Source organism: Lysinibacillus sp. YS11 (genome assembly GCF_002896375.1).
GTDB classification, from domain to species: domain Bacteria; phylum Bacillota; class Bacilli; order Bacillales_A; family Planococcaceae; genus Lysinibacillus; species Lysinibacillus capsici.
On sequence record NZ_CP026007.1, the window covers coordinates 1,832,096 to 1,854,020 of the forward strand.

A 21,925-nucleotide genomic window follows, 5' to 3' on the forward strand; every position below is an offset into this window, starting at 1 on the left:
AGGTGAGGGCAATGATGGCTATTGAACAGATAATCGAGGAGCACGGTGATTACTTACTAAAGGTCGCCTATCTTTATGTAAAAAATAAGGCAACGGCGGAGGACATCGTGCAGGATGTGTTCATCGCCTTTTATCAAAAGCAGGGACAGTTTCGTCAGGAAGCATCCTTACGTACATATTTAGTGAAAATGACGGTTAATCGAAGTCACGATTACTTACGAAGTTGGAAAAGTAAACGACTGACATTGTTTGAAAAGATCACGGGGCGCACAACAGCTATGACACCTGAAAAGGAGATGCTAGAGAAAACTGTAAAAAAAGAGCTGGTGGAGGCACTGTTTACATTATCAGTTGCCTATCGAGAGGTCTTGATTTTGTATTATTTTGAGGAGATGTCGACAGTGGAAATTGCACAGCTTGTACAATGTCCGGAAGCAACGATTCGCACAAGATTACAGCGAGCTCGTAAACAATTAGCAACAGCAATGGGTGACTTTGATTGGGAGGTGCTACGCCATGAATCAATTTAAAGAGGAACTATTAAAGGAGCTACAAGATGTCAAGCTCTCACAGCAGCGCAAACAAGTAATCGCGGAAAAAGCACGACGAAAAGTTCAACGTAAAGCAGATGGTCAATGGACGTATCGCATCGTGTTCGCAACCTTTACTATTTTTGTTATCGGTTTTAGCTATATCTTGACACAACAGAAGGGGCAACAGGGTTCAGGCCATCAGGCGGCTAGCCTACAGTCCGATAATTGGCATTGGTGGTCACTATTTGCTTCGGATTATGTAAGAGGAATGATTTTACTGAGCATTTTTATAGGCGCTACATTTATTGTCAAACGCTATCTATTGAAAAAGGGGTATGGTTTACCTGTTTGTATTGAATGTGGGGAGAGTTGGTCTGAGAAGGATGCACGTAAATTATATCGCAAAAATAGTGAAATTGTGTGCCCTCATTGTGGACAAAAACAATATCGCACAAAAAAATCCATGCAAATCAGTGGTGTAATGACGATGCCAGTGCCACTGCTGATTATGCTACAGCATGTTTTCCATCATTTTGTTATCGGTCTCATTTTCTTTTTAGTGGGCATGTTCTTCTACCATTATCAAATTGCGCCATATGTGTTTAAGCTACAAGAGAAAGACCCGATGAATGAACCTTTATGGTAATGATTTTGGCAAGAAATTGCTAGGCTAATCTAGCAATTTCTTTTTTTATTCTAAAATAGATTGACAATGGTTTTCATTTGCTTTATCTTTGTGTTAACTTATTTTTATTATTAGTTAACGCACAAGGGGAGGCTTTTTACATTGAAAAAAGGAAGTACATATCAATATGTGTTAGCAGCATTTGGGGCAGCAATAATCGCAGTTTTAGCACAGGTAACAATCCCGCTACCACTTATCCCGATTACAGGTCAAACGTTAGCGGTTGGAATTATCGTGACGATTTTAGGGACAAGATTAGGCACGTTATCTGTTCTATTATATATTTTACTAGGGGCAGCAGGTTTACCTGTATTTAGCGGTATGTCAGGTGGACTAGGAATTTTAGTTGGTCCAACAGGTGGATATATTGTAGGCTTCCTTGCCACAGCCATTATTATGGGCTTATACTTAGATAAATTTGGTATTACATTTACTCAAGCTATTATTGCGAATATCATTGGGATGATTGTTACATTAGCGTTTGGGACAGTGTGGTTAAAAATTGTAGCAGATTATACATGGACAGCTGCCTTTATGGGTGGTGTTGCACCATTTATCGTGGTTGGTATCGTCAAAGCGGTACTTGCAGCATGGATTGGTGTGATCGTTCGACGTCGCTTAGAAAGAGCGCACTTAATTGAAGCAATAGCATAGGACATGGGAGGAATTGTTTTGGCAACATTATGGACAGGTGGTAAGATTTACACGATGGCTCAGGTTGGTGAAACAGTGGATGCAGTCCTTGTTGAAGATGGAAAAATTGTGGCGACAGGCTCAGTGGAGAGCTTGTCGCCACTAGCTGCTTCTATCCAACATTTAGAGGGTAATATCATGTATCCAGGCTTTGTCGACAGCCATTTACATATTATTGGCTACGGAGAAAAACTCAAGCATCTTGATGTATCGGCAGTTACGAGTAAAGAGGCGTTACTTGTGAAGCTTCAGGAGCGAATGGCTCAGGCGTCAGCACATGAATGGGTCATTGCGATTGGACTAAATGAAAACCAATTTGAAGAGCCCGTTTTTCCGACCTTAGCAGAGCTAGATGCCCTTGGAGATGCTCATTTAATCATTAAACGGAGCTGTCATCATTTGATTCTAGCCAATTCCAAGGCACTCGCTTTTGCAGGAATTACAAATAGGACTCCTTCGCCAGAGGGGGGTGTCATTGACAAAGTAGATGGTCAGCTCACAGGGATCCTAAAGGATGCTGCCTTGTATTTAATTGTTAACCAGATGCCACATATTACACCTGCTTATATTGAGGATGCACTGACAAAGGCGGTGACCTCATTGCAATCCTATGGTTTAGTAGGGGGACATTCAGAGGATTTAAGCTATTATGGACCGCCAAGCCAGCCGATTCAGGCTTTTCGCAAAATAGTAGAGGCACAGCAATCCTTTAAGGTGCATGTATTACAGCATCATACAGTCTTTGAAGAGGTTGCGAAGATGGATTTAGCTTCCTCACCATTTTTGGAGTTTGGGGCGATGAAAATTTTTATTGATGGAGCCTTTGGAGGTCGTACGGCTGCACTACGTCAGCCTTACTGCGATGATTCGGACAATGCAGGGATGCTTATTCATACAACTGAGCAATTAACAAGCTATGTTCAGCTGGCACGTCAATATGGACAAACCGTTGCCGTGCATGCCATTGGGGATTTAGCAATCGACACGATTTTAGACGTTTTTGCGGCATATCCTCCTCAGGAAGGTCAGCTTGATCGCGTAATTCACTGTAGCTTAGTCGATGAGGAACTATTAGCCAAGCTAGCTGCATTACCAGTGGCAGTGGATATGCAGCCGCAGTTTGTACAGGGAGAATACCAAGCAGAGCTAACGAGACTTGGAGAGGAGCGCGCACAGGGCTTACATCCTTTAAAATCGCTTCTTGACAGAGGGATGATTGTCGCAGGCGGCAGTGATGCGCCAATTGAAGTGCCAAACCCGTTGCATGGTATTTATGCGGCTGTCACTAGAAGAAATTTTGAGGAAACACATGATGGCTATAACCCTCATGAGAAAATTTCCCGATTTGAGGCAGTCCGTTTGTATACAGTAGGAGCGGCTGAAATCATTGGACAGCAATTGATGCGTGGCAAAATTGCAGAAGGCTTTGCTGCAGACTTTACGATTTTACAAGAAGATGTTTTTACGGTAGAGATGGAGCAGCTTCCACACATTCAAGTCGCATGTACGGTTGTGAATGGTCAGATAGTATATGAAAATCGCTGAGAAGGTTATCCTTCCCAGCGATTTTTTTATGGGACTATTGTTTGTCAGTTAATTGTTTTACTTGTTGTTCTAGGGTCGACACACGTTTTGATAAGTCCTCTACTTGCTGTTGCATGGTTGGTGGAGGAGACACAGGGGCAGTGGATTTCATTTTTTTGATCATATGGATCATTACGAAAAAGATCGCTAGAAACATACATAAAAGAACGGTTGTACTAATGATATCACCAAGGTTGAATTTCATGTTTGCGCTCCTTTCTGTAGTGGGTATCTAGTTATATACAGGGTGGCCTGCTAAAAAGTTTCAAAAAAATGGTGAATGTCACGATTAATACAAAAATTGACGCCTACTTTGGTGTAGAGGAGTGCTATTTTATTGGCTTCGAGGAATGGGTCATAGCAGTCAAAACATACGTTAGTAGTGAGCGATTTTAACAGCATGATAGGGGTGAGTATGTGCACAAGGCAGGACAAGTAATGCGACAGGCTGTCCATAATATTTATGTTTATCGATTCGATTATGTACAGGTTTTCGCATTAATTAGAATCTTTCAGTTTTTATTAATGATCCCTGTAACCTCTATCGTTTTGAAGCTCATGCTACGAGTAACAGGGTTTACACATATTACTGAGCAAAATTGGCAAAGCTTTGTGACGCATCCCTTTGTGATGATAATGATTTGTCTATTAATTTTGCTGTTTTTATTATTTGTATATTATGAGATGGGCTTTCTATTTCTCATGGCCTTTCATCAGCAACGAGGACTTCGCTACCGATTTCTTCCTTTATGGCAACAATTAAATCGCAAGGTTGTCTATTTTTTTAGTGTGCAAGTTCTATTTCTCATCGTCTATTTAGCACTATTAATGCCACTAGCTTCCTTTATGCTACCCCTTACATTGACTCAATCCATCTCCCTACCACATTTTCTAACTGAAGAAATCATGAGTAGTCGAGCGGGTAGGCTAGCATATGCTGCGGTGGCAAGCATCATCGTGATGATAGGTATTCGAAGTATCTTAACGTTACCTATCTTTACAATCCAGCCGAACATCTCTATTTTGCGTTCTTTTAAGCAAAGCTGGCGATTTTCCAAGCGTGGTTTATTTGAACTAGTCGTGCTACTAGCTATGCTTTTAACAGGTCATCTGTTGATGATGCTTGGTATCACAGTGGTCGCTACGTTTCCGCTCTATTTAATTGAACGTTTAATGCCAAGTGCAGCCTTGGTTACGGCTGGGCTGACACTAGCCTTTTTAGAAATGGTCTTTGTGGTGCTATTTAGTTTATTACAGGCGATGTTTTCACAAGTTATGGTCGCCATTACGTATAATACGCTAGTTATAGGCAAAGTGAGCGGGACTACACATCGGAAGCGGCGCTATAAGCCATTACTATTGATCAGTGGCATTGTGTTTCTCGTATTAAGTATGATGAATATCAATTCATTAGAGAAAAGTGTCTATGCGCCAGATACCAAAATTATTGCCCACCGCGGCTATGTAGCAGGCAATGTAGAAAATACAATTAGTGGATTGGTGAGTGCAGCCAATGCGGGGGCAGATTTAATTGAAATCGACATTCAACAAACGGTGGATGGGGAATTCGTCGTCTTCCATGATCGAACATTACGAAGGTTAGCAGGTAAAAATGGTGTTATTGCGAATATGACCCTGAGCGAACTAAAAACGTTAACCATTCATCAAAATGGCTTTAGCGATAAAATTGCTTCATTAGATGATTGTATTGAAATTGCCAAAGCGTTAGATGTGGCGCTTCTAATCGAATTAAAGGTGCATGGTCAAGAAACAGAAGATGTTTTACCTAAATTAGTAGAGAAGCTACGAAAATACAAGGTGCTAGATTCCTATTATGTGCAATCCGCTGATGGACAGAAAATGACGCAATTAAAAAAATTGGTGCCGAATTTGCGAGTCGGTATTGTCTATGCACTCAATATTGGACCGATGGAGGAAAATGTTGATTTTATCGCACTGGAGGAATCCTGGGTAACGGAGCAGCTTATCCAAGAATTGAAGCAACATCCGACCGATTTATTTGTTTGGACACTCAATGACGACCGCTCCCTGCAAACCTTTATCGAAAAAAATGTCAGCGGCGTCATCACTGACCACCCCGACGTCGCCCGTGAGCTAAGAACCCAGCAAAGCGAAAACCAGTATTTCTTACAGCGCATCCTGAATCGTCTGAGATTTATCTTTTGATCAGGGGAGAATAAAATTGCGAAGAAGCGAATATCCAAAAGCAAAGCACCGCCATCTAGTAAATCGAATATTCAAGAGAAGTCGCTCGCAATTCGCTATAGCTCAAAATGAGGAAGCAAAGCTCTAGCCATAAAAATGGAGACAGTTTGTAACCTTTTTCGTGTGAACACGACTACTTTATTGAATTCGGGAAAATGAAGGAGATGCTTTTTGTATGAAAATGACGAAAGTCGTACCATTTGCTATGTCAGCATTATTATTAGGGGGCGCGATTGGAGCTCCAACTGCATCAGCGAACGAAGGAGAGGCTACTGTGATTAACGCAGAAACTTCGGAGCAACAAGTGCAGCCTATTTTTATTAAAGTGACAGGTACAGTTGAAAACGTAGAAGTACGTGAAAATGCCACATACTATACAGTGGTTGATGGTGACAATACAAATATTGTGATTGCCAATAAAGACTCATTAGTTTTTGACAATATGGGAAAAGAAGCCAAGCTTCAAAAAGGAGATAAGGTGTCAGCTTACTCATATGCCAAGAAGCCGATGCTTGCGATTTATCCACCACAATACAACCCAGAAGTAATCATTGTAGAAACAGAAGAAATGGGTAGCGTGGAAGTGGATTTCTTCAATAAAGATTTAGTGGATACTGAAAATAACCTCAAGTTAAATGTTGGGGAAGACACGAAGCTAGCAAGTGCTACTGGCAAAGCTGTGAAAGTGGACGATTTAAAAGAGCAACATTTAGTGGTGTTCTACACAATCGCAACGATGAGCATCCCTGCTCAAACACCGCCATCAAAAGTGATAGTATTAGATACAATTGAGAAGGAAGAGCCTGTTGAAGTGGATCCAACACCAGAACCAGAACCAGCTCCAGCTCCAGCTCCAGTTGATTCAGCGGTTCAAGAAATTATCAATAAAGACTTTTACGAAGTAGATGGGACAAAAATGGTGCCGCTACGCTTAATCGCTGAAAAGCTAGGCTTTAAAGTAGAAGTAACGCCAAAAGGTGCCATTGTTTCAAAAGGAGCCCTTTCGTATACAATTACGCGAGGTCAAAAAGAATATGGTTATAATAAAGCGCTTCGCCAATTTAAAGTAGCCCCTGCTTTATTAGAATCTGGCAAAACATACGTACCTGTTGAATTTGTAGAGGAATTAACAAAATAATCTCGTCATCTCCCTTTATGGTTTCTACCATAAAGGGGGATTTTTTATGGGAAAAAATAGTTGTAGAAAAATATTTTAAAAAAGGTTTTAGAGAGCAGTTGGAGACAACTGAAATTGGTTTTTTGTGGAGTTTTCATTTTACGCTTAAGAGAAATAAGTGGCTTTAGAGAGAAAAATTCATACAGAAAATAAAATTCAGAGTATTGACAATTGTTAAACTATTATTTAAAATTCAAAACAAATCCACATAAATACAGAAATAAAGTGTTGGATTTGTGGATTTTGTTGGATTTAACTTTGTGTTTGGAGTGATGATGTATGTCTCTTTCGTTTGAGGAACGTAAAAAAGTGATTTTAGATATTTTAGATTTAGAAGGAAAAGTGAAGGTAAGTGATGCAGAGCAGCTATTAAATGTATCAGGCGAGACTATACGTAGAGATATGGATCGATTGGAGAAGGAAGGGCTTCTACACAAAGTCTATGGGGGGGCTGTGAAGGCAAAGGAAAAGTATGAGAGGACCTTTGAACAGAAAACGTCACTTAACAATATAGAGAAGAGAAGGATTTGTAAGGCTGCTGCAAGTATTGTGGAAGACGGTGATGTTATCTTTATCGGTCATGGTACAACAGCCTATGAAATCGTTCGTTATTTAGGTGATAAGCCCAACGTCATTGTCGTCACAAATTCACTCCCAGTTTTATCATTAGCCGCAGAATGCTTTCAAGGGAAGGTGCTCTTTGCGGGAGGAGAATATGAACATCGACAAAAATTTATGGGAGGTCCATTAGCTGATTTATTTTTTAATCAACTAAAGGCAAATAAAGCCTTTGTTGCTGCAGGCGGAATTTCGTTAGCAGATGGTATTACCGACTATGATATTACGGGCGCAGCGATTTCAAAGAAATTAATAGAGCGGGCAGAAAATACGATTATTTTAGCAGACCATACGAAATTTGGTGTCTCTACATTTGCGCATATTTGTCATTTAGAGGACGTTTCGATGGTGATTACAGATCAAAAGAGCTCCACACAATGGCAGGAACGATTACAGCAGAAAAAAGTGGAATTATTCATTGCAGGTGAAATGTTGGATGACGTCAATGTATAGGAAGGTGGAAACTATGGACTATTTTGCAAATAAACAGGCAACCTTACAAAAATCAATTGACTGGTGGAATCCAGGAAAAACGAAACAGTGGCAAATCGATGGTGTTGATGTCGTTATCGGGAAACGAGAGGGCTATTATTTCTACGATGTGGATGGCAAAAAATTAATGAATGCGCATCTCAATGGCGGAACATATAACCTTGGCCATCGTAATCCAGAAGTCATTGCTGCATTAGTGGAAGGAACCAATTATTTTGACATTGGCAATCATCATTTTCCATCTACTGCACGTGCACAGTTAGCTGAAAAATTAGCAGCCTGCACACCAGAAGGCTTAACATATTCTATTTTCTCTAGTGGTGGAAGTGAAGCAATTGATGTGGCTCTAAAGTGTGCGCGTTATGCTACAAAACGTAAAAAAACGATTTCCATTAAAAATGGATATCATGGACACACAGGTCTTGCAGTTTCGCTTGGCAATGAACGCTATTCAAAACCATTTTTAAGTGAGGGCAGTCCCCATGAATTTGTGCACGTACCATTCAATGATCTTGCGGCAATGGAACGAGAGCTTGCTAGAGGGGATGTAGCTAGCGTAATTATCGAGACTATTCCTGCGACATATGGTTTCCCCTTGCCCACTGCTAATTACTTGGCTGATGTCAAATCACTTTGTGAACGATACGGGGCATTATATGTTGCAGATGAGGTGCAAACGGGCTTGATGAGAACAGGTAAGCTGTGGGGAATTGAGCATTATGGCGTGAAACCGGATATTCTGGTGACAGCAAAGGGGCTAAGTGGCGGTATCTATCCAATTGCAGCTACAGTGGTCAATGAACGAGCAGGCGGCTGGATGGAAGAAGATGGACTAGCCCATATTTCTACATTTGGTGGAGCAGAACTAGGTTGTGTAGTGGCGATGAAAGTATTAGAAATCTCCCAACGTCCTGAAGTAGTAAAGAATGTAGAATATGTTGCTCGTTATCTACGAAGTGGTTTAGAGCGTATTCAACAACAATATCCTGATTTCTTTGTGGGCATTCGTCAGCTTGGCGTTGTTATGGGCCTAGAATTTAATCATCCTGAAGGGGCTAAATATGTGATGAGCTCCTTGTACAAACATGGTGTATGGGCCATTTATTCAATGCTGGATACACGTGTGTTGCAATTTAAGCCAGGGCTATTATGTGATAAAGCATACTGTGATGAATTGCTTGAAAAATGTGAGGCGGGCATTAAAGAAGCAGCGCAGCTTGTAAAATTTGCACGCTATTAAAGGAAAGAAAGCTTGTCAATTTAGTAAACAGGGGGTTTTCTAGATGGGTCAAATGGATTTCATTGATTTAGAATTGGTCCTTTCCAACTTTCATCAAGCAGCAAATGATGCATTAAAGGAGTTTAGTTGTTTACTAGAAGCATCTTGTAAAATGATTGATTATTCCGAAAATGCGACGTATCTCGTAGAAGATGGGCAGGGCAAAAAATATATTCTGAGGATCAGCCGACCAAATTACCATAAAAAAGAGGAGATCGAAGCGGAGATTGCCTGGTTAAACTCGCTCCATGAGCAATCTCCTATTGATGTATCACTACCGATGCGAGCAGATGACGGTGACTACGTACATGCTCATTCGTATAATGACACGATATATTATAGCACATTATTTACATTTTTGGAGGGCAATGCTCCTGATGAGAATAATGAAGATGACTTAATTCAGCAATTTGAAACATTAGGCGAAATTACAGCCATGTTCCATAAACACACAATCGAGCAGCATGATTATTACCAAGCCTTTCAGCGCATGACATGGGACTATGACACGATTCTAGGTCAATCTCCAAAATGGGCGAGATGGCAGGATGGACTAGGAATGACCCCTGCACGAATCGCTTTATATGAGGAAGCATCACATATCATTCAAAAGAAGCTTGAGGCATTTGGGAAAGATAAAACACGATTTGGTCTTATCCATGCGGATTTACGCTTAGCTAATTTACTCATCTATGGGGACGAAATTAAAGTGATTGATTTTGATGATTGTGGTTTTGGGTGGTTTTTATATGATTTAGCAACATCGGTGAGCTTTATTGAGCATATGCCTTATCTTGATGAGTTGATCGCTTCATGGGTTAAGGGCTATAGCAAAATTCGATTATTAACAGACGCAGAAAAAGAGATGATCCCAACTTTTATATTAATGAGAAGACTACAGCTTATTTCATGGATTGGTAGTCGTGATAATGAGACAACGCGCTTACTTGGTGAAAATTACACCCTTCAAAGTGATGCATTAGTGAAAGCCTATGTAGAAAAGTATCAAGACCATAACAACTAAATAACGATAAAAGGTGGCGAATAACATGTCTTCGAAAAAGGATGAAATCATCGTATTAAAGAAAGCCCTTACACCCATCCATTTATGGACAATTGGCGTCGGCATTGTGATTTCTGGTAACTACTTTGGCTGGAATTTTGGTTTAAGTCAATCTGGTTTTTTAGGAATGCTCATTGCCACATTATTTATGGCGATTATGTATTTAACGATGACCTTAGGTATTTCTGAATTATCGACGATGTTACCTTATGCAGGAGGACCTTACTCCTTTGCTCGACGGGCGATGGGGCGTTATATCGGTTTTATTACAGGGGTTGGTGTCGTGCTGCAATATGTCATTGCCGCACCAATTATCGCGATTGGTATTGGAGGTTATATTAGCTTTTTATTTCCAGCCGTACCGACAGTTGTGGCAGCTGCCTTTATGTATGCTCTGTTCATGGGTGTTCACATTATGGGCATTAAAGAATATGCCACAATTGAAATGGTGCTTGTCTTTATCGCGTTAGGGTTATTAGTATTAATGTATTTCGTTGGTTTACCGCAAATTAATGTGGGCCATTTATTCCCTGAGAATGGCGATCTTATACCAGGTGGATTTAAAGGTATCTGGTCAGCATTGCCCTATGCGATGTGGCTATTCCTAGCAATCGAGATGTTGCCTATGTTATCGGAGGAGACGAGAGATGTACAGAAGGACATGCCGAAGGGGTTAATTTCAGGTATGGTGACCTTGCTGATTTTATCCATTTTGACAACAACTGTTGCCATTGGGCTAGCTGGCATCGATGTTATGACGGTTGCTGAAGATCCGTTGCCAGCAGCGATTGCCGCTGTGTTTGGAAATACGTATTGGTTGGCGCAGATTTTAGCATCTGTTGGCTTAGTAGGACTAATCGCAAGCTTTTCTGGTGTGATTTTGGCTTACTCTCGTCAGGTCTATGCTTTATCACGTGCAGGCTATTTGCCAAGCATGTTATCGAAGATGCATAAAAAGCGTCAGACACCATATATGGCTATTATTTTGCCAGGCTTTATCGGGTTAGTGTTAGTCATTTTATTTAATCCAGATGATTTAATTTTAATTTCTACATTTGGGGCATTAGTATCGTATATTACGATGAATTTATCGGTGTTGATTTTGCGTAAAAAAGAACCTCATTTAGTGCGTACCTTTAAGACACCACTGTATCCATTTACGCCTATTGTCTCACTTGTGCTAGCCGTCATTGCTATCTTTGCGAGCTTCTTTGCGAATTTGACTTTTTTCATCGTTTGTTTGGCTGTTTTTGCTGTGGCAACGATCTATTATTGGGTGTGGGCAAGACACCATATTAATGAAGATGCACCAGAGGAACGCTTTGCCAAGGACACTACGGTGCAGCTAGAGGTGCAAGTACCGGTATCGCCAATAGAGGCTATACGAGAATAAATAAAGGGATGGGTTTTCCTATGACAAAAGTGGAATGGGTCATTTTTGATAAGGATGGAACAATTATTGAAATGGATTCTTTATGGATTGCCTGGGCAAAAAATTTATATGTTAATTTAACAGAAAATTCAGACTTAAAAATCTGTTTTTCCTTACAAACTTTTTTAAGAAACATAGGGGTTAACGACAATGGAGCAACGATTGACCCAACGAGTCCTCTAGCCATTGGAAGTATACAAGAAGCTGAGACGATCGTGGCATTTTTACTCTATCAGCAGGGAATCCCATGGAGCAAAGGGGTAACACTTGCGAGAGCAGCTTCCAACTTAGCCACATCGCAGCAGGAAAATAGCAAGGTACAGGCATTACCAGGTATTCGTAATCTCTTAATAACCTTAAAAAATAAAGGGATGAAATTAGGGGTGATTACAGCTGATCAAACGGCACGAGCCAAATCACATTTACAACAGCTAGAGTTATTAGCTTTGTTTGATTTCGTTCTAGGAAGTGACCAAGCTACATCCAGTAAGCCCTTCCCAGACTTAGCATATGTGGCAGAGGAACAATTTCAAGTATCGCTTAAGAAAGCCGTGATGATTGGCGATTCGAATGCAGATATGCTCTTTGCTAAAAATGCTGGCATGTGCTTTTCAATTGGCATCATTCCTAGTGCCACATACCCAAAGGATTATTTACCTGATGCAACCGCAATTATTGAAGCGTATGACGAATCTGTTCTCACCATGCTAATCGAAAAGGAGTGAGCATATGGACAATCAGCTAATTGCCAAGATTACTGAATTGGTATTGGAAAAACTAACGCAAGGCTCTCAGCCTGAACAAGCTTCTAAAACGTTATCAAATGAGGAATTACAGGAATGGCAATCATTTCGATTAATAAAAGAAAACCAACATCAGACGCTGCAAACAACTGAACCTGCTTATGAAGCATTATCTACGCATGAATTACAGCATTGGCAAAGTCTGCACCAGCAATCATCAGGCACTGTCTCAGTAGCTAATTCGAGCGACTTAATTGCCCTAAAAAAATTTACCTGACGGGAGGTTCGTCATATGGTGAGAGACCAAGATTTGGTTTCGATACAAGAGGCAAGAGACGGAATAGCAGCAGCTTCGATTGCCCAAAAAATGTATGCCAGCTTTACGCAAGAGCAGGTCGATCGAATTGTCGAGGCCATTGCCCAAGCTGCGTATAAACAGGCAGAAAATCTTGCTGTATTAGCTGTTACAGAAACAAAGATGGGCATTATTGAACATAAAAAAATAAAAAATGAGTTGGCTTCTCAAGGTGTCTATGAAGCCATTCGGCATGAAAAGACAATTGGCGTTATACACGAGGATAGGGTAGCAAGGCAGGTGGAAATTGCTTATCCATTCGGTGTTATTGCGGCAGTTACACCTGTCACGAACCCGACTGCTACAGCCATTTTTAAAACGCTAATTGCCTTAAAGGCGCAAAATGCCATTGTCTTTAGTCCTCATCCAACAGCAGTCAACTGCACCATCGAGGCATTGAAAATTTGTCAGCAGGCAGCGGTTCATGCAGGAGCACCAGAGGGACTTATTCAATGGATTAGCCATCCAACAATAAAAGGAACAGAGGAATTAATGCATCATCGTGATGTACAGCTCATTCTAGCAACTGGTGGAGCAGGGCTTGTCAAAGCTGCCTATAGCTCAGGGAAACCAGCTTATGGTGTTGGCCCTGGGAATGTTCCTGTCTATATTGATCGCACAGCAAATGTGAACGAGGCAATGAAGCAAATTATCGATAGTAAATCATTTGATAATAGTACGATCTGTGCCACAGAACAAGCTATTGTCGTACATCAGGAGGTCAAAGCACAGGTGATGGCTGCTTTAGCAGAAAATGGGGCCATCCTTCTAAGTGGGCAGGATAAGGAAAAATTAGCAAAGGTGATTTCACCAGTAGCTCGTACATTAAATAGCCAAATTGTCGGGAAGCCAGCAACCGTAATAGCCCATATGGCCAATATTGATGTCCCTCGGCATACACGCGTATTAGTAGCGGAGGAACATCAGATTGGGAAGGAGTATCCATTTTCCATGGAAAAGCTTTCTCCCATCCTAGGTCTTTATACGGCTCGTTCTCAGGAAGAAGCCGTAAAGATTTGCCGTCGCTTGCTTGACGTTGGAGGGAGAGGACATAGCCTGGCTATTCATGCACAGGACGAAAATTTTGTTAAGCAGTTTGCCGCTCAAATGCCCGTGTCCAGAATATTAGTCAATACTTTAGCATCTGTTGGGGCTGCAGGCGGTACGACAAGTTTAACGCCTTCCTTTACATTGGGCTGTGGGGCCTATGGGGGAAATATTACGAGTGATAATATTTCTGCACATCATTTATTAAATAAAAAAAGAGTGGCCTATGGTGTGAAGGCACTAACGATTCCACCCCCAAAGCATCCACAAAATATACAGGCTCCAGCGATGCAAGCAATTGAAGGGGTGTCTATTGACAGGTTGTCCATTGAAAAGATTGTAGAGGAAGTACTCACAAAGCTAAGTAATTAGAGGAGGAAAAGGAAATGAGCGTAGAGATAAATGGAGCTTTAGGCATGATTGAAACAAGAGGCTTAATCGGATCAATTGAGGCGGCAGATGCCATGGTGAAGGCAGCAAACGTCAATATTGTAGGGAAAGTACATGTTGGTGGCGGCATTGTGACGGTGCTGGTGACAGGTGATGTCGGGGCAGTCAAGGCAGCGACGGATGCAGGCTCTGAGGCCGCACGTCGAGTAGGTGAGCTATTATCGGTACATGTTATTCCACGCCCTCATTCGGAATTATACGCAATTTTACCTAAGTGAAAAGTGAGGGATTGTGATGACAAACAATCAAAAACATGTCACTGAAGTTACAAATCAAAGTATCCCGATTGCGATTTCTGCCCGTCATTGTCATGTTAATGAGGAGGATTTCTATTATTTATTTGGTAGAGACGCAGCGTTACAGAAATGGAAGGAACTTTCCCAGCCAGGTCAATTTGCTTCACAGCATGTTCTAACGATTAAGGGACCCAAAGGCCAAATTGACAAGGTTCGGGTTTTAGGCCCATTTCGCACTGCAACCCAAATCGAAATCAGTCAAACGGATGCCATCAAGCTGGGTGTAACACCACCGATTCTTATGTCAGGCGACTTAGAAAAATCTGAATCAATCACATTGATTGGACCTCATGGAACTCGCCATAAAACACAAGGATTGATTATTGCACAAGCACATATTCACATGGCTGTATCCGATGCTGCTGCCTTCAATGTCCAAGATAAGGAAATCGTGACGGTTGAAATCTGTGGGGATGGGCGTCAGCTACGATTAATGAATGTGGTTGTGCGTGTCTCCTCAGAATTCGTCCTTGAGATGCATGTAGATACAGATGAAGCGAATGCCGCCGCTGTTCAACAGCATTCAATTGGCAAGCTTATCAAAATGGAGTGACAGGTATGGATATAAAAGAATTACAGAGAATCATCGAAGAAGTAGTCATATCAATGATGGATAAAAAGCATAAAAGACTTTTGCTTGTCCATTCTCATACGACCATTTCTAAGAAACAGGTGGACGTATTACAAAGCTATTGCCATGTTGAGGAGTGGCAGGCAAATGAAACCACAAGTCCCACTCAGCTATTCTACGATGCTATTGTTTTTCTCGAAGTGGATCAAGCATTTATCGTCAGCAGTGCCCAAGGCTTGCCTACTACACCGGCAGCCTTGTACCTGTCTGAGTTGCTGGTTAGCAATCAAACAGCAATTTTAATTCCAAATGAAAAATTATCTGCTGTTGTCACAGCAAAGGAACCGAATCCTTACATGAAAATGTTGCTGAATCATATAGAGCGCTTAAAGGAGTTTGGCTGTGACATTCAGTTATTTGCACAGCTTATTCGATTTTTAAAGCAGCAAGAGGAACCGGCTCGTTCGACTATAGTGGCAAACTATTTGACAGCAGAGATGCTTCAATCGTACAAGGGGCAGCGGCTGACACTACCTGCCCACACAAAACTTACACCACTAGCACAAGAAATGATTCAGGAAAAAGGGATGACGATACAAAGATATTAGCAGGAGTGTTGTTACATGATGAAATCGATTGGTATTGTGGAGACAAGAGGACTTGCGATTTCAATACGAATCGCAGATGCTATGCTTAAAGCAGCGGATATTCGAATACTTCGACAAGAAACCATCGATTTGGCTCTAGTAACCATTGCCATTGAAGGGGACACAGCGGCCATTCAGGAAGCGATAGCCATTGGTACACAACTAGCTAAAGCAGCCAATCAATGGATTGCCTCTTCAACTATTTTAAGGCCAGATATCGCGGTGAATGGATTAGTAACAGAAATTGCGAAAAAGCCAAGTACTTAAAATGAATAAAAGGAAAGGTGGAGGAACGAGTTGAAGGTCGATTTAACAGGGAAGGTTGTCATAGTTACTGGTGGTAGTAAAGGAATTGGGAAGGGGATTGCTACCGTATTTGCTGAACAGGGTGCTCATGTGGTGATTGCAGCAAGAGGTATGGAAGCTGCCACAGATGTAGCAAATCAATTACAAGCGCAAGGATTCTCCGCTTCTGCTGCCACTGTTGATGTTGAAAACTATGAATCTGTTGAAAGCATGGCTACGGAGGTTGCTAGCTCTTTTGGTTCCATCGATATTTTATGTGCCAATGCTGGTATTTTTCCCTCGAGGAAACTAGAGGACATGACGACGGACCATTGGGATCAGGTATTAAATGTCAATGCCAGAGGAACGATGTTTGCTGTCAAAGCTTGCGTGCCCCATTTAAAGAAAGCGAATGCTGGCAGGGTCATTATTACCTCGTCGATAACGGGTCCAGTGACTGGCTATGCTGGATGGACACATTATGCCGCAAGTAAGGCAGCTCAATTAGGGTTTATGCGAACTGCGGCTCTTGAATTAGCACCCTATCATATTACGGTCAATGCCGTGTTACCAGGAAATATCGCAACAGAAGGCTTAGATGGTCTGGGTGACACCTATCTACAGAAGATGGCGAAGGCGATTCCATTTGGCAGCCTTGGTCGTGTGGAGGATATAGCGTATGCTGCATTGTTCCTTAGTAGTAAGGAGGCAGGCTTTATTACGGGTCAATCGATCATTATTGATGGTGGCCAAACATTACCTGAAGATGCAGAGGCATTTTAATAGAAGGAGGGATACGAAATGGATTTAGGCGCATTAGGAATGATTGAAACAAAGGGTTTAGTGGGCTCTATTGAAGCAGCTGATGCAATGGTCAAGGCTGCCAACGTGAATATTGTGGGTAAAGTCCATGTGGGTGGCGGTATTGTCACGGTGCTTGTTCGTGGGGATGTAGGGGCTGTGAAAGCCGCAACAGATGCAGGAGCAGCAGCTGCACAACGTGTTGGAGAGCTATTATCTGTACATGTGATTCCGCGACCACATGCAGAATTGGAAGCGATTTTAAAAATGCAATAATGAGTGAGGTGGCTATATGAATGAACAAGCAATAATAAAAATTGTTAATGATGTCATAGCCGAATTACTACCTAAAAAAGAAGCAGCGCCTACACCCAATGAAATTCCTATAGGTATCTCAGCAAGGCATATTCATTTACAACAAGAGCATGTCGAGCAGCTATTTGGCAAAGGTGCTAAGCTGAGTGTAAAAAAAATGTTAGCTCAACCCGGTCAGTTTGCAGCACATGAAACGCTACAGGTGGTGGGACCAAAAGGAAGCATCCAAAATGTACGTGTATTAGGTCCTGCTCGCACCTTCACACAAATTGAAATTAGTCATACAGATGCCATTGCCCTAGGAATTCAACCACCTTTGCGTGAATCGGGAGAAATTGCTGGCTCAGCTAGCTGTATATTGGTAGGACCTAGAGGAAGTTTGATTTTACAAGAAGGGGTCATTATCGCACAAGCACATATTCATATGGCACCTGCTGATGCACAGCAGTTAGGGGTTCAGAACGGTCAATACGTCTCCGTTAAGGTGCAAGGGCGACGTCCCATTACCTTTGAGCAAGTGAAAATTCGTGTGGCTGATCACTATCATTTAGAAATGCATATTGATACAGATGAAGCAAACGCAGGCTTCATCCAACAGGGTGAAACGGGTACAATTATAACAGGCAAGATGGCAGGAGAGCCTTACAATAACTTCGTCAGTCCTCCAATTGAAATTAACCACAAGATAATAACGGCAAATGATGTAAGCCGTTATCAAGGTGAGACAGTGATAGTCCCCAAAGAGGCAAGGTTGACGGCACTGGCGAAGGAGGCCGTGGAAAAATTAGAAATTGAACTTCAGTTTCACGAAAAAGGATGAGGATGCATGCGGATAGGAACAGTGGTCGGAAATATCTGGGCAACACGTAAAGAGGAAGGGCTACAGGGATTGAAATTACTCATTATCCAGCCAATAAAGCTGGATGGTCAACTGAGTGATGAACAAATTGTTGCGGCAGATCGTATAGGTGCAGGTGTGGGAGATAACGTCATTTTAACAATGGGCAGTGCTGCTGTACGAAGTTTTTCTACGTCCAGTATTTGTCCAATTGATGCCATTGTTGTTGGCATTATAGATGGCACAGATGAATCGTGAGGTGAGCACAGTGACAGAAGCGATAGGAATGATCGAAACGTATGGCTTGATTGGCTCCATTGAAGCTGCGGACGCCATGCTAAAGGCAGCCAATGTCCAATTAGTGAAACAGGAGCTAGTAGACGGTGGTATCGTAACCATTATTGTCGAGGGAGATGTTGGTGCAGTACAGGCTGCGGTTGATGCTGGTAAAGCGGCAGCAACGCGAACGAGCAAGCTACTAAGCGCACATGTAATTCCACGAGCAGCCAATGAAGTATTCACAGCGATTATTGATGAAACACAGCCGATAAAAGTGACGGAGGCAGCAGCCAAAAAAACAAGCACTCGCCAGAAGCCTCAACAAACAAAACTTGTAGAGGATGAGCAGGCAGATAAGTAGTCGATGAATCTATGTCGTTAGGAGGGGGAGGCAAATGAGCTTTAGGCGACCCAAAATCGCCATCATTGGCGCTGGACATACAGGTGCAACCGTAGCGTTAATGGTCGCACAGAAACAGATCGGGGATATTGTGCTTATCGATTTACCAGACTTCGAAAATGCTGCGAAAGGGAAGGCATTAGATATTCTCCAAGCTGGACCAATAGAAAGATTTAACGTACAGGTGACGGCTACTTCAAAGTATCAGGAAATAGCTCATGCTGATATTGTGGTTATCACGGCAGGTATTGCAAGAAAGCCTGGCATGACACGGCAGGATTTAATTCATACAAATGCGGCAATCATCCGCACGGTAAGCGAACAAATCAAACGTTATGCGCCAACTAGCTATATTATCGTCTTAAGTAACCCTGTCGATGCTATGACCTATGTTTGTCTGGAAACAACGGGTTTTCCCAAAAATCGTGTCATGGGACAATCAGGTGTTTTAGATACAGCGCGCTTTAATACCTTTATCGCACAGGCTCTTCAGCTTGCTGTCGAGGATATATCGAGCTTCGTCTTGGGTGGACATGGCGATGAAATGGTGCCACTCGTTCGCTATACGTATGTCGGAGGAATACCATTAGAAAAATTAATGCCACAAGCACAGATTGAGCAATTAGTGGAGCGAACGCGAAAAGGTGGAGGCGAAATTGTCGCCCTACTTGGCAATGGCAGTGCTTATTATGCCCCAGCTGCCGCCATTGTCCAAATGATTGAAGCGATTGTGAAGGATCAACGGAAAGTAATGCCCATCATTACGTATTTACAGGGCGAATATCAAGTAGACAATGCCTGCATTGGTGTCCCTGTTGTTTTAGGGGGAGCTGGTATTGAAAGTGTAATTGAATTGCATTTAAACGAAGAGGAACAGCAAGCATTTAATCATTCGGTTCACCAAGTTTATCAAACATTAGCCTATATCAAATGATGCGAGCGCATGACACCATCTAATAGTGGCATGTATTAGATGGTAGTGTACATAGTTGAGGCACCTTACGATGTTGTAAAGGTGCTTTTTGTTGTGCAAAATTTTCTTTTAATGGAAGATCGTTTTCTGTACAATTAAAAAAGTTACTACTGATGCACAAAGGAGGATACGATGAAACAAGCACTCATCATTATCGATATACAGGAGGCTTTCTTTCTAGATGGCCAGCAAAATCTTTGGAACAGTGAAGCTATTATCAAAAATATTAATGCCTCCATTACATGGGCACGGCGCAACGAAGTACCCGTTATTTTTATTCAGCATACAGACGCAGATGATGTGGATTTTGCATTAGGTCAACCAGGCTGGGAACTGTATCATGGATTACTTAGACAGGCGGAGGATCAAGTGATTCAAAAAACAACGTGGGACGCTTTCTATCAAACGGAGCTTGCAGCTTATTTACAAGCGCATCACATCGACCAATTGATTTTCGCGGGTGCTCAAACAGAGTTTTGTCTTGATACAACAATCCGTAGTGCTTTTAGTCATGGCTACCATCATAATATTTTAATAGAAGATGCACATAGCACCTTAGATAGTAATGTACTGGCAGCACCACAAATTATTCAACATCACGAATCCATTTGGCATAATCGTTTTGTGCGGATTCAGTCAATTGGAGGATTCCAACATGCTGATTGATCAGAAAGAGCTCCAGATAAAAGAGCTATCCTATACAATTCGCTGTGCCCGACGCGAAGATGCCCAAGCCTTATCAGATTTACGCTTGCAATTAGACGGTGAAACGGAAAACTTCGATCGTAAACAGGGCGAGGCATTGATTGATCGAGCAGGCTTTGAGCAGCTTATTCAACAGGATAGCGAAAGCTCAAAAAATTTATGTTTAGTAGCGGTTGTCGGTGATCGGATCGTTGGGTTCTCAAGATGTGAGGGCTCTGCACTCAAAAGGCTTGCCCATAAAGTAACCTTTGGTGTTGGAGTCAGTAAAGAGTTTTGGGGCTATGGCATAGGAAAAGCCTTGCTGCAAGAATCCATTGATTGGGCAGATGCCAATGGTATTCGCAAAATAGCACTAGAAGTGTTAGAAACCAATGAGAAAGCGATACAGCTCTATAAAAAAATGGGCTTTTTAGTGGAAGGCATTCTGAAAAATGATAAATGCCTTGCAGATGGCAGGTTCTATCACACGATCATTATGGGAAGATGGCAGGAATAGCATCGGAGAAGGAATTTAAAACAGCATGACAAATTTTATGTATATCTTTTGTTTGATTGTCTGGGGTCTTAATTTTATTGCAGTCAAAATTCAAGGAACGCCAGTCAGTTTAGAATTATCTTTAACCTATCGTTTAGTCATGACAGCCCTTTTATTTTTCATCCTTGCTTGGTTCTTGAAGCCACAGGGTAAACCACAACAGGGCGATGTACCTTTTATCATCGTTTTTGGCGTTTGTAATTTTGCATTCAGCTATTTAGCGCTGTATTATGCGACGATATGGAGCTCGGCTGCTATTGTCACATTAATTTTTTCATTAAAAGTCATACTAACACCCATCGCCCTACGGATATTTCTCAAGGAGCCATTGCATCGTCGTGTTTTAATTGGCGGTATTTTAGGCGTCATCGGCGTGGGGGTGCTGATTTATCCATCTTTACATAATATGGAGTTAAAAGGAGTGTTAATTGCCTTCGTAGGGACTGTCCTAACAGCCATTGGGGATGCAAGCTCTGCCCGAAATGCCAAGCATCAAATCAACCCGATTTATGCGAATGCCATTGGTTTTGCAGTGGGTAGTGCAGTCATGTGTGCCATTGTTTGGCTACAGGGACAAACAGTCGTAATACCCAAATCCTTTACCTACTTATCGGCGCTCTTGTATTTAACGCTTATTGCATCCTTTTTCGCATGGTTATTTTACTTAAAACTAGTCGAACGAATTGGAGGGGCAAAAAGTGGCTATATGGTTGCATTATTCCCCGTGATTGGTGGTATTGCGTCTGTTGTCATTGGCGAATCAACACTCAGTATTTATTTAATCTTAGGCTGTCTTTTTAGCTGCATTGGAGCTGCGATTGCCTTAGGCTTTAAAATTAAGCCTATTTTACGATGAACGAAAACCCCTTTCCCTTCATAAACTAGAGAAGAACGCTTGAAAAG

28 protein-coding genes are annotated in these 21,925 nt (G+C 41.8%); 27 read left to right on the forward strand and 1 reads right to left on the reverse strand.

The features are described 5' to 3' along the window. Positions 1-11: 11 nt before the first annotated feature. The 4 genes from LBYS11_RS08720 (at position 12) to LBYS11_RS08735 (ending at position 3,456) form a co-directional block, all read left to right on the forward strand. Positions 12-530: a sigma-70 family RNA polymerase sigma factor gene (locus LBYS11_RS08720; protein ID WP_103117878.1), complete on the forward strand. Its 519-nt coding sequence runs from the start codon at positions 12-14 to the stop codon at positions 528-530. Continuing rightward, positions 517-1,179, forward strand: a complete 663-nt coding sequence (locus tag LBYS11_RS08725) for a TIGR04104 family putative zinc finger protein (protein WP_048390411.1) — start codon at positions 517-519, stop codon at positions 1,177-1,179. The genes LBYS11_RS08720 and LBYS11_RS08725 overlap by 14 nt, the downstream gene beginning before the upstream one ends. 141 nt (positions 1,180-1,320) lie before the next feature. Further along, entirely contained in the window at positions 1,321-1,872 is a 552-nt protein-coding gene (locus LBYS11_RS08730; protein ID WP_004229030.1) for a biotin transporter BioY, read from the forward strand. Between the two features lie 18 nt (positions 1,873-1,890). Further along, entirely contained in the window at positions 1,891-3,456 is a 1,566-nt protein-coding gene (locus LBYS11_RS08735; protein WP_103117879.1) for an amidohydrolase, read from the forward strand. A 34-nt stretch (positions 3,457-3,490) separates the two neighbouring features. Here LBYS11_RS08735 and LBYS11_RS08740 read toward each other — a convergent pair whose 3' ends face one another. Next, complete coding sequence (locus tag LBYS11_RS08740) at positions 3,491-3,700, reverse strand: hypothetical protein (protein ID WP_048390417.1); 210 nt, start codon at positions 3,698-3,700, stop codon at positions 3,491-3,493. Between the two features lie 68 nt (positions 3,701-3,768). On the opposite strand from LBYS11_RS08740, the gene LBYS11_RS23950 reads away from it, so the two are divergent. The 23 genes from LBYS11_RS23950 (at position 3,769) to LBYS11_RS08850 (ending at position 21,878) form a co-directional block, all read left to right on the forward strand. Next, positions 3,769-3,891, forward strand: coding sequence for a hypothetical protein (locus LBYS11_RS23950; protein ID WP_255409659.1), 123 nt, complete (start codon positions 3,769-3,771; stop codon positions 3,889-3,891). Between the two features lie 21 nt (positions 3,892-3,912). Beyond that, a complete protein-coding gene (locus LBYS11_RS08745; protein WP_103117880.1) occupies positions 3,913-5,682 on the forward strand; it encodes a glycerophosphoryl diester phosphodiesterase membrane domain-containing protein in 1,770 nt (589 codons plus the stop codon). Positions 5,683-5,896: 214 nt separating this feature from the next. Further along, positions 5,897-6,859 (forward strand): stalk domain-containing protein, encoded by a 963-nt coding sequence (locus LBYS11_RS08750; RefSeq protein WP_103117881.1) that lies wholly within the window; start codon positions 5,897-5,899, stop codon positions 6,857-6,859. 318 nt (positions 6,860-7,177) lie between these two features. Continuing rightward, entirely contained in the window at positions 7,178-7,969 is a 792-nt protein-coding gene (locus tag LBYS11_RS08755) for a DeoR/GlpR family DNA-binding transcription regulator (protein WP_004229022.1), read from the forward strand. Positions 7,970-7,982: 13 nt separating this feature from the next. Further along, a complete protein-coding gene (locus LBYS11_RS08760; protein ID WP_103117882.1) occupies positions 7,983-9,248 on the forward strand; it encodes a class-III pyridoxal-phosphate-dependent aminotransferase in 1,266 nt (421 codons plus the stop codon). 43 nt (positions 9,249-9,291) lie between these two features. Next, positions 9,292-10,311 (forward strand): phosphotransferase enzyme family protein, encoded by a 1,020-nt coding sequence (locus LBYS11_RS08765; RefSeq protein ID WP_103117883.1) that lies wholly within the window; start codon positions 9,292-9,294, stop codon positions 10,309-10,311. A 25-nt stretch (positions 10,312-10,336) separates the two neighbouring features. Then, on the forward strand, positions 10,337-11,743 hold the full coding sequence (eat, locus tag LBYS11_RS08770) for an ethanolamine permease (RefSeq protein WP_103117884.1): 1,407 nt from the start codon (positions 10,337-10,339) through the stop codon (positions 11,741-11,743). Between the two features lie 20 nt (positions 11,744-11,763). Then, positions 11,764-12,507, forward strand: a complete 744-nt coding sequence (locus LBYS11_RS08775) for an HAD family hydrolase (RefSeq protein ID WP_103117885.1) — start codon at positions 11,764-11,766, stop codon at positions 12,505-12,507. A gap of 4 nt (positions 12,508-12,511) precedes the next feature. Continuing rightward, entirely contained in the window at positions 12,512-12,802 is a 291-nt protein-coding gene (locus tag LBYS11_RS08780; protein WP_054550925.1) for a hypothetical protein, read from the forward strand. A 15-nt stretch (positions 12,803-12,817) separates the two neighbouring features. Then, positions 12,818-14,299: an aldehyde dehydrogenase family protein gene (locus LBYS11_RS08785; RefSeq protein ID WP_103117886.1), complete on the forward strand. Its 1,482-nt coding sequence runs from the start codon at positions 12,818-12,820 to the stop codon at positions 14,297-14,299. A 14-nt stretch (positions 14,300-14,313) separates the two neighbouring features. Continuing rightward, positions 14,314-14,595 (forward strand): BMC domain-containing protein, encoded by a 282-nt coding sequence (locus LBYS11_RS08790; protein ID WP_004229005.1) that lies wholly within the window; start codon positions 14,314-14,316, stop codon positions 14,593-14,595. 16 nt (positions 14,596-14,611) lie between these two features. After that, a complete protein-coding gene (gene pduL / locus LBYS11_RS08795) occupies positions 14,612-15,226 on the forward strand; it encodes a phosphate propanoyltransferase (protein ID WP_103117887.1) in 615 nt (204 codons plus the stop codon). Between the two features lie 5 nt (positions 15,227-15,231). After that, entirely contained in the window at positions 15,232-15,852 is a 621-nt protein-coding gene (locus LBYS11_RS08800; protein ID WP_048390433.1) for a hypothetical protein, read from the forward strand. A gap of 15 nt (positions 15,853-15,867) precedes the next feature. Further along, positions 15,868-16,158 carry a BMC domain-containing protein gene (locus LBYS11_RS08805; protein ID WP_048390435.1) on the forward strand — a complete coding sequence of 97 codons (291 nt, stop codon included), beginning with the start codon at positions 15,868-15,870 and terminating at the stop codon, positions 16,156-16,158. Positions 16,159-16,188: 30 nt separating this feature from the next. Continuing rightward, positions 16,189-16,959, forward strand: a complete 771-nt coding sequence (gene fabG / locus LBYS11_RS08810; RefSeq protein WP_103117888.1) for a 3-oxoacyl-ACP reductase FabG — start codon at positions 16,189-16,191, stop codon at positions 16,957-16,959. 18 nt (positions 16,960-16,977) lie between these two features. Further along, complete coding sequence (locus LBYS11_RS08815) at positions 16,978-17,253, forward strand: BMC domain-containing protein (protein ID WP_103117889.1); 276 nt, start codon at positions 16,978-16,980, stop codon at positions 17,251-17,253. Positions 17,254-17,269: 16 nt separating this feature from the next. Next, positions 17,270-18,112, forward strand: coding sequence for a phosphate propanoyltransferase (pduL, locus tag LBYS11_RS08820; RefSeq protein WP_103117890.1), 843 nt, complete (start codon positions 17,270-17,272; stop codon positions 18,110-18,112). 6 nt (positions 18,113-18,118) lie between these two features. Then, complete coding sequence (locus tag LBYS11_RS08825; protein ID WP_016995124.1) at positions 18,119-18,388, forward strand: EutN/CcmL family microcompartment protein; 270 nt, start codon at positions 18,119-18,121, stop codon at positions 18,386-18,388. 10 nt (positions 18,389-18,398) lie between these two features. After that, a complete protein-coding gene (locus tag LBYS11_RS08830) occupies positions 18,399-18,770 on the forward strand; it encodes a BMC domain-containing protein (protein ID WP_026023538.1) in 372 nt (123 codons plus the stop codon). A gap of 34 nt (positions 18,771-18,804) precedes the next feature. Then, positions 18,805-19,743 carry a malate dehydrogenase gene (gene mdh, locus LBYS11_RS08835; RefSeq protein ID WP_048390446.1) on the forward strand — a complete coding sequence of 313 codons (939 nt, stop codon included), beginning with the start codon at positions 18,805-18,807 and terminating at the stop codon, positions 19,741-19,743. Positions 19,744-19,914: 171 nt separating this feature from the next. Further along, entirely contained in the window at positions 19,915-20,448 is a 534-nt protein-coding gene (locus tag LBYS11_RS08840) for a cysteine hydrolase family protein (RefSeq protein ID WP_103117891.1), read from the forward strand. Next, positions 20,438-20,983, forward strand: a complete 546-nt coding sequence (locus LBYS11_RS08845; RefSeq protein WP_103117892.1) for a GNAT family N-acetyltransferase — start codon at positions 20,438-20,440, stop codon at positions 20,981-20,983. The genes LBYS11_RS08840 and LBYS11_RS08845 overlap by 11 nt, the downstream gene beginning before the upstream one ends. A gap of 25 nt (positions 20,984-21,008) precedes the next feature. Beyond that, positions 21,009-21,878 (forward strand): DMT family transporter, encoded by an 870-nt coding sequence (locus tag LBYS11_RS08850; protein WP_004228976.1) that lies wholly within the window; start codon positions 21,009-21,011, stop codon positions 21,876-21,878. Positions 21,879-21,925: the final 47 nt, after the last annotated feature.

What these genes read in the sequence shown, in the direction of transcription:
- LBYS11_RS08845 (WP_103117892.1), top strand. Translation starts at nt 20,438, where the DNA reads ATGCTGATTGATCAGAAAGAGCTCCAGATAAAAGAGCTATCCTATACA.
- LBYS11_RS08740 (WP_048390417.1), bottom strand. Translation starts at nt 3,700, where the DNA reads ATGAAATTCAACCTTGGTGATATCATTAGTACAACCGTTCTTTTATGT.
- LBYS11_RS08765 (WP_103117883.1), top strand. Translation starts at nt 9,292, where the DNA reads ATGGGTCAAATGGATTTCATTGATTTAGAATTGGTCCTTTCCAACTTT.
- LBYS11_RS08785 (WP_103117886.1), top strand. Translation starts at nt 12,818, where the DNA reads ATGGTGAGAGACCAAGATTTGGTTTCGATACAAGAGGCAAGAGACGGA.
- LBYS11_RS08815 (WP_103117889.1), top strand. Translation starts at nt 16,978, where the DNA reads ATGGATTTAGGCGCATTAGGAATGATTGAAACAAAGGGTTTAGTGGGC.
- LBYS11_RS08780 (WP_054550925.1), top strand. Translation starts at nt 12,512, where the DNA reads ATGGACAATCAGCTAATTGCCAAGATTACTGAATTGGTATTGGAAAAA.
- LBYS11_RS23950 (WP_255409659.1), top strand. Translation starts at nt 3,769, where the DNA reads ATGGTGAATGTCACGATTAATACAAAAATTGACGCCTACTTTGGTGTA.
- pduL (WP_103117887.1), top strand. Translation starts at nt 14,612, where the DNA reads ATGACAAACAATCAAAAACATGTCACTGAAGTTACAAATCAAAGTATC.
- LBYS11_RS08850 (WP_004228976.1), top strand. Translation starts at nt 21,009, where the DNA reads ATGACAAATTTTATGTATATCTTTTGTTTGATTGTCTGGGGTCTTAAT.
- LBYS11_RS08840 (WP_103117891.1), top strand. Translation starts at nt 19,915, where the DNA reads ATGAAACAAGCACTCATCATTATCGATATACAGGAGGCTTTCTTTCTA.
- mdh (WP_048390446.1), top strand. Translation starts at nt 18,805, where the DNA reads ATGAGCTTTAGGCGACCCAAAATCGCCATCATTGGCGCTGGACATACA.
- LBYS11_RS08800 (WP_048390433.1), top strand. Translation starts at nt 15,232, where the DNA reads ATGGATATAAAAGAATTACAGAGAATCATCGAAGAAGTAGTCATATCA.
- eat (WP_103117884.1), top strand. Translation starts at nt 10,337, where the DNA reads ATGTCTTCGAAAAAGGATGAAATCATCGTATTAAAGAAAGCCCTTACA.
- pduL (WP_103117890.1), top strand. Translation starts at nt 17,270, where the DNA reads ATGAATGAACAAGCAATAATAAAAATTGTTAATGATGTCATAGCCGAA.
- LBYS11_RS08775 (WP_103117885.1), top strand. Translation starts at nt 11,764, where the DNA reads ATGACAAAAGTGGAATGGGTCATTTTTGATAAGGATGGAACAATTATT.
- LBYS11_RS08790 (WP_004229005.1), top strand. Translation starts at nt 14,314, where the DNA reads ATGAGCGTAGAGATAAATGGAGCTTTAGGCATGATTGAAACAAGAGGC.
- LBYS11_RS08725 (WP_048390411.1), top strand. Translation starts at nt 517, where the DNA reads ATGAATCAATTTAAAGAGGAACTATTAAAGGAGCTACAAGATGTCAAG.
- LBYS11_RS08805 (WP_048390435.1), top strand. Translation starts at nt 15,868, where the DNA reads ATGATGAAATCGATTGGTATTGTGGAGACAAGAGGACTTGCGATTTCA.
- LBYS11_RS08720 (WP_103117878.1), top strand. Translation starts at nt 12, where the DNA reads ATGATGGCTATTGAACAGATAATCGAGGAGCACGGTGATTACTTACTA.
- LBYS11_RS08750 (WP_103117881.1), top strand. Translation starts at nt 5,897, where the DNA reads ATGAAAATGACGAAAGTCGTACCATTTGCTATGTCAGCATTATTATTA.
- LBYS11_RS08760 (WP_103117882.1), top strand. Translation starts at nt 7,983, where the DNA reads ATGGACTATTTTGCAAATAAACAGGCAACCTTACAAAAATCAATTGAC.
- LBYS11_RS08825 (WP_016995124.1), top strand. Translation starts at nt 18,119, where the DNA reads ATGCGGATAGGAACAGTGGTCGGAAATATCTGGGCAACACGTAAAGAG.
- LBYS11_RS08755 (WP_004229022.1), top strand. Translation starts at nt 7,178, where the DNA reads ATGTCTCTTTCGTTTGAGGAACGTAAAAAAGTGATTTTAGATATTTTA.